This window comes from Bartonella sp. AA2SXKL (assembly GCF_042197205.1).
Lineage (GTDB): Bacteria > Pseudomonadota > Alphaproteobacteria > Rhizobiales > Rhizobiaceae > Bartonella.
In genome coordinates, this window is record NZ_JBHIRN010000030.1 from 1 (window position 1) to 5,938 (window position 5,938).

Genomic DNA, 5,938 nt, shown 5'->3' on the forward strand with positions numbered 1-5,938 from the left:
ATTTCCTCTTAATACACCCGTTTTGGTAACAGGCTCTCTTTCACAAGCCGCTAAACTGGATAAAACAGGCAAGCGTCAAGGCACCCTACCTAATGCCCTTGATCTCATTTTCAAGCAAGTGGGTGCCATTGTTGTTGTCGTGCGCGTGAACGAGGGTGACAATGAAAATGCAACACTCACCAATGTTCTTGGCGGTGTAAACGCAAATGGTGCTTATGAAGGTGTTCATGCTTTGATTGGAGCGCAATCCATTGTAGGACAAACACCACGCATTCTCATCGCTCCAGGCTTTACACATCAACGCCCTTCCAGTGTGAATATTGAAGAGAATGGAACTGATGCAACTGCCAACCCCGTCGCAGCAGAACTCATTGGCATTGCAGAGCGTCTGCGTGCTATTGTGGTGCTTGATGCACCAAACACGACAGATGAAGCAGCCCTTAGCACAGCAAAGGATTTTGATTCAAAACGCGCCATTATCATTGACCCTTTTGTAAAGGTGAATCGTGATGGAAAAATCATAGAACAGCCAGCAAGTACAGCGGTTGCAGGTGTCATTGCTAAAACTGATTTTACACACGGTTTTTGGCATTCTCCTTCAAACAAAGTGATAAATGGCATTGTTGGTATTGCACGCCCCATTGATTTTTCCATTGGTGATCGATCAAGCCGCGCCAACCTTCTCAATGAACAAAACATCACAACCATTATCCGCGAAAACGGCTATCGCCTTTGGGGTAATCGCACCCTCTCAAGCGATACAAAGTTTGCTTTCTTATCGGTGGTGAGAACCGCAGATATGATCAATGATGCCATTTTGCGCGGGCATCTATGGGCTGTCGACCGCAATATCAAAAAGACCTACATGAATGATGTCAGTGAAAGCGTCAATGCCTATTTGCGTGATTTAAAAGCACAAGGCGCCATTCTTGGTGGGCGTTGTACGCCTGATCTAGAGCTTAATACAGCAAGCGCCATTGAAGGCGGCAGAGTCTATTTCAATGTCGAATTCACCCCCACAACACCAGCAGAACACATCACATTCCGTTCACGCATTGTGAATGATTACTTAGAGGAGATCTTTTAATGGCTATCCCCGTTTTACCAAGAGTTTTGAAATATTTTAACATTTTTGTCGACGGCATTCCCTATCAAGCAAAATGTGAAAGCGTAACATTACCGAATTTGAATTTGGTTGTTGAAAGCTATCGCGGCGGAGGCATGGATAGCTCTATTGAAGTTGACCTTGGTCTTGAAACCCTCACACTTAGCATGACCATTTCTGATTGCTCTCCAGAGTTGATGGCACTGTTGGGGCGCACTGATGTTGATATCTCATTACGAAGTTCAATGCAAGCGCAAGGCACACCAGCAGAAGGTGTTGTCATTACCATGAGAGGACTATGCAAAGGCTTTGAAATGGCAGAATGGCAACCGGGCAGCAAAGCAACTTCTACGGCTACATTCACATTGCAATATTTCAAATATGTCCAGAAGGACGTTGAAATCGTTGAGATAGACGTCCTCAACTTGGTGAGAAAATTCAATGGCGTCAATCAACTCGCAGACCATAGAGAAAATATAGGATTATAAAATGACCGTACAAACAAGCATTACACATAAATTATTGATACCTGTTACTTTTGAAGGAAAAGAGCACACCACAATTACCTTACAGCGCCCCAAAACAAAAGATGTGCAAGCAATCGACAAAAAAGAAGGCATAGAGCAAACAATTGCTATGGTTGCACGTCTTTCTGGATGGGCACATGAAGCGGTTGGAGAACTCGATATTAATGACTTGTCGAGCATTGGAGAGATTTTGGAGTCTTTTATCAAGCGGCGGGATACCTCGACTGGGAAACCGCCGCTAAACTCATAGCCGATATTACCATTGTGTTCCATTGGTCCCTTTCAAAGATGATGGAAATGGAACCGCAAGAACTCATATTCTGGCGAAATCAAGCAGCAGAAAGGTATAAGATAAAATGAGTGAAAAAGTTGCTGATGCAAAGGTAAAATTGTCTCTTGAAGACAAACTCACCGCACCTCTCAAACATCTTCAAAAAAAATTCGATACATTGTCAAAAACACTCTCACATAGTTTGGGTATTGTGCGCTTTTCTGCTGCTGTCAAAAACATGACAAAAAGCCTTCATGGCGTTCAAAGTGCTCTTAGCACAGCGGCAAGTCGTGCTTCAGTCTTTACCGGTGTCTTAGGGCTTGCTGGTGGTGGTCTTGTGGCAAGTGTAGCCGCCCTCACCATGAAAACCATGCATCTGGGCGATAGTCTTTATCACGCATCACACCATTTAAATATGAGTGTTGCATCACTTCAATTATGGGGTGATGCAGCCGATAATTCAGGCACTTCTGCCGAACTTTTTCAACAATCCTTAGCGGTTTTAAATAGGCGTTCAGCACAAGCATATGCCGGACAAAAAAGAGGCATGATGGGCTTTGAAGCACTTGGCATTTCTGTCAAAAACACTTCTGGAAAACTCAAATCCACTTCTGTCTTGTTAGAAGAAATTACCGACAAGATGAGTAAGATGAAAAGCCAAGCACAAAGACAGCATATTGCCGCTCTGCTGTTTGGGGGCGATGGTAAAGAAATGGCGACCATGCTTGCACAAGGCATGGCACCCATTAAAGAGCTGTTTGCAAAGGCGCGGAAAGGAAAATGGCTGATAGGTGCCGATGTCGCACGCTATGCCGCAGATTTGAGTGACAAGCTTGGTGCTTTTAAGAAAAAAATAGGCGGTATCGCGAGCTTTATTGGCGCGCGTTTCATGCCCGTGATTAATGATATGATTGACGGTTTTTCAAAGTTGATTGATGAAAACCGCGACCTCATTCAAACAACTGTTGCGAGCTGGGCAAAAACCTTAAAAAAAGTCCTTAATGATTTGATTAATCCTACCTCTGATTTAAGAAAAGGCATAAGTGATCTTATAGAGAGGATTAAAGGCTGGTTCCAATGGCTAGAACCTCTGATTGGTGAAATAACCCTCTTTAAGGTAGGACTTGTGGCACTTGGTTCGTTCATTTTTGGTCCACTCATTGCCGCAGCGGGAGCAGCGGGAGCAGCGTTTGTCACGCTTGGCTATACTATAATGACCACACCTATCGGTTGGCTAATTGGGGGTATCGCGGTACTTGCCGCACTCTATAAATATTGGGATGAACTCAATGCTTGGGTGGCTGCATCTTTAGCCGCGGTTGGAGCAGTTCTTACCGGAGCATTCATTGCGGCAATGGTACCGGCAGCTTCTGCAGTTGCGGGTCTTGCACTATCTCTTGTAGCTTCACTCATTCCAGCAATAACTGCCGTTAGTTCTGCTTTTATATCGCTTGGTATCGCAATCATGACCACTCCTATCGGCTGGATTATTGGCGGCATTGCAGCTCTTGTTGCTGCCGGATATCTGCTCTACAAACATTGGGATACAGTCATAAGCTTTATAAGCAAGCTATGGGATTCTTTTTACAGCTTATGTAGTAATGTTTTCAATAACCTCTTGACGTTCTTTAAAAACTTTTCACCACTGACTTGGATTTCGAAAAAAATCAATGAACTCATTGAATGGCTGTTTGGTGTCGATTTAATGGAAGTAGGCTCCAATCTTATTAATGGGCTTTGGGAGGGCATCAAAAGCAAATGGGATGATCTGTATAACGGTTTTGGCAATATGATGAAGAAATTAACCAGTTGGATGCCTAATTGGGTGAAAGAAAAGTTAGGGTTTAATGTTTCAATAGACAAGACTTCAACGCAGACCATTAAAACCTTTACCGAAGAAACCAATACACAGGCAAAAAAAATGCTGGATACAGCAGTGGTTACAAATACCCCACCTGAAAAACGCAAGAGTGGTTTTAATGCAGGCATAGTCGAAACAGGACAAATGCAGGCTACAAATGCAAAAGTGGGTGCCTTTAAAGCTCCCAAGCCCATTACCGTTCATAAGCCGATAGAAGTAGATGCCCGTGTGATGATTTCAAATTTAAATATTTCCGTCCCCAATGGTCTTAAAGATGAAATCAGAGACGCTGTCAATCAAGCACTTGAACGCTATGCAAAACAGCAACGTTTAGCCATAGCCTCTAGCCTTTCGGATTAAATACCATGATGTTAGCTTTGGGTGGTTTTATTTTTTCGATTGAAACAGCAGCTTATCAAACACTTGATATGTCTTATGGGGTTCCATGGGTAGAGCAAGGACGATTGGGGCGCAAAGCAGCTCTTCAATTACCTGCCGTTGCAAATGCGGAATTTTCTTTAACTGGTGTGATTTATCCAGATTTCAAAGGTGGTCATAGACAGCTCGAATATTTACGGCAAATGGCACATGAAGGACCTCACATTCTTGTGACTGGTCAAAGCAAAATCTTAGGTAAGTTTGTCATTCTTTCTGTAGAGGAAAAACAAAGCATTTTTCATCATAATGGCACCCCAAAAAAACAAGAATTTACAATAAAGTTGAGAGAATATGGTGAAGAGCTATGAGTGATCTTTACGTAACAAAAGAAGGCGATATGGTTGATGCCATTTGCTGGAGATACTATGCAAAGGGTCAACAAGCCCTTGCTGTTGAACGCGTTTATGCAGCAAATTTTGGTCTTGCAGACTATGGACCCATTTTAAAAGCAGGCATCACGATACTCTTACCAACCCTCCCCTATCCGAAAGCCACACCAGTAATCAGAATTTGGGGTAGCAAATCATGAAACCTTTTTGCATGGTTCTGGCAAATGGAGAAGACATCACAAAAACTCTTATGGATTATGTTTTGTCGATTGAAATTACCGATGAAGCAGAAAACAAAAGTGATCGTATCACTATAGAGCTTGATGACCGTGCGCGTGACAGTGATAACGGCTTTCTTGATATTCCTCTTATCGGGACAGTCATTTCTGTAACTCTTGGCTATGAAGGGGGCAAAAATCGCGATATGGGAGCCTATCTGATTGATGAAATCTCTGTAAGCAGCCCACCACAAAGCTTAAGCGTGACAGGGCGCGCCGCATCAATGAACACGTCTTACAGAACCCCCAAAAGCCAATCCTATTACCAGCAAACCCTTGGCAGTATTGTTCAAGAGATAGCACAGCGTAATGGCTATACACCAAAAGTTGACCCTGCTCTTGCTAAAATTGTTGTGCGTCACATTGATCAAACAGCTGAAAGCGATATGGCTTTTGCCACACGCCTTGCAGAAGACTATGATGCGGTAGCAAAACCCGTTGATGGCAAGCTTGTTTTGGCTAGACGGGGGGAAGGCAAAGCTATCACTGGTGAAACACTCCCCGTTGTTATTATCCATGAAAAACTCTGTACCTCTTGGGATTTTAAATACAGCGCACGAGATGAAGCAGGTGCAGCCAATGGCTTAGAAACAGATGTGGGGGACGACCAAAAAGCCGCGGCTGATGCACGAGAACCAGAAGAGATTGATGATGATGAAAACTTTATCCATATGGATGACAATGACAGAGCACCATCATCTGAATCGGAAAAAGCAGAAAAAGAATCTGAGAAAGAAGAAGAAGACAAAGAGAAAAAAGGCGGTGTTCTCGCAACTTATCATGATATCCGCAGTGGTGAAAAAAAAGAAGTCAAAGTTGGTAATCCGCCGTTCCATGAACTCAAATACACCTACCATAACCAATCAGAGGCTGTTGCGGCCATTGCTGCTTATCGCAATAAATCATCACGCGGTAAGTCTTCTTTCTCATGTGATATCGGTGGTGATCCCTTTGTGCAAGCAGAAGCAAAGCTTGTTCAAGAGCCCCCTTTCCGCCCTTATATACCGGCAGAATGGCGCATCAAAAGCGTTAAACACAAACTTGATAAAACGGGTGGTTACACCACAAAAATAGAGTGCGAACTTTTTGATGCATCACAAGAAGATGCGGCTGGAAACGTTGCAAACAC

8 protein-coding genes are annotated in these 5,938 nt (G+C 43.4%); all 8 read left to right on the top strand.

Going from position 1 to position 5,938, the window contains the following annotated elements; all coding sequences use genetic code 11:
* A partial coding sequence (locus ACFINS_RS09250) for a phage tail sheath subtilisin-like domain-containing protein (RefSeq protein ID WP_375706123.1) occupies window positions 1-1,087 on the top strand: 1,087 nt, incomplete at its 5' end.
* Window positions 1,087-1,593, top strand: a complete 507-nt coding sequence (locus ACFINS_RS09255) for a phage major tail tube protein (RefSeq protein WP_375646765.1) — start codon at window positions 1,087-1,089, stop codon at window positions 1,591-1,593. The genes ACFINS_RS09250 and ACFINS_RS09255, both read left to right, overlap by 1 nt.
* Before the next feature lies 1 nt (window position 1,594).
* On the top strand, window positions 1,595-1,882 hold the full coding sequence (locus ACFINS_RS09260) for a phage tail assembly protein (RefSeq protein WP_375632898.1): 288 nt from the start codon (window positions 1,595-1,597) through the stop codon (window positions 1,880-1,882).
* Window positions 1,883-1,923: 41 nt separating this feature from the next.
* Window positions 1,924-1,992: a hypothetical protein gene (locus ACFINS_RS09265; RefSeq protein ID WP_375638239.1), complete on the top strand. Its 69-nt coding sequence runs from the start codon at window positions 1,924-1,926 to the stop codon at window positions 1,990-1,992.
* A complete protein-coding gene (locus ACFINS_RS09270; protein WP_375706124.1) occupies window positions 1,989-4,124 on the top strand; it encodes a phage tail protein in 2,136 nt (711 codons plus the stop codon). Before ACFINS_RS09265 ends, ACFINS_RS09270 begins: the two co-directional genes overlap by 4 nt.
* 5 nt (window positions 4,125-4,129) lie before the next feature.
* The gene (locus ACFINS_RS09275) at window positions 4,130-4,510 is read left to right on the top strand and encodes a phage tail protein (protein WP_375706125.1); all 381 of its coding nucleotides are present in this window, start codon (window positions 4,130-4,132) and stop codon (window positions 4,508-4,510) included.
* Window positions 4,507-4,731 carry a tail protein X gene (locus ACFINS_RS09280; protein ID WP_273789860.1) on the top strand — a complete coding sequence of 75 codons (225 nt, stop codon included), beginning with the start codon at window positions 4,507-4,509 and terminating at the stop codon, window positions 4,729-4,731. The genes ACFINS_RS09275 and ACFINS_RS09280 overlap by 4 nt, the downstream gene beginning before the upstream one ends.
* On the top strand, window positions 4,728-5,938 hold a 1,211-nt coding region (locus ACFINS_RS09285), incomplete at its 3' end, for a contractile injection system protein, VgrG/Pvc8 family (RefSeq protein WP_375706126.1). The genes ACFINS_RS09280 and ACFINS_RS09285, both read left to right, overlap by 4 nt.

Bases quoted from the DNA above. Each gene is read 5' to 3' on its own strand.
- ACFINS_RS09255 (WP_375646765.1), top strand. From the start codon at position 1,087: ATGGCTATCCCCGTTTTACCAAGAGTTTTGAAATATTTTAACATTTTT.
- ACFINS_RS09260 (WP_375632898.1), top strand. From the start codon at position 1,595: ATGACCGTACAAACAAGCATTACACATAAATTATTGATACCTGTTACT.
- ACFINS_RS09270 (WP_375706124.1), top strand. From the start codon at position 1,989: ATGAGTGAAAAAGTTGCTGATGCAAAGGTAAAATTGTCTCTTGAAGAC.
- ACFINS_RS09275 (WP_375706125.1), top strand. From the start codon at position 4,130: ATGATGTTAGCTTTGGGTGGTTTTATTTTTTCGATTGAAACAGCAGCT.
- ACFINS_RS09280 (WP_273789860.1), top strand. From the start codon at position 4,507: ATGAGTGATCTTTACGTAACAAAAGAAGGCGATATGGTTGATGCCATT.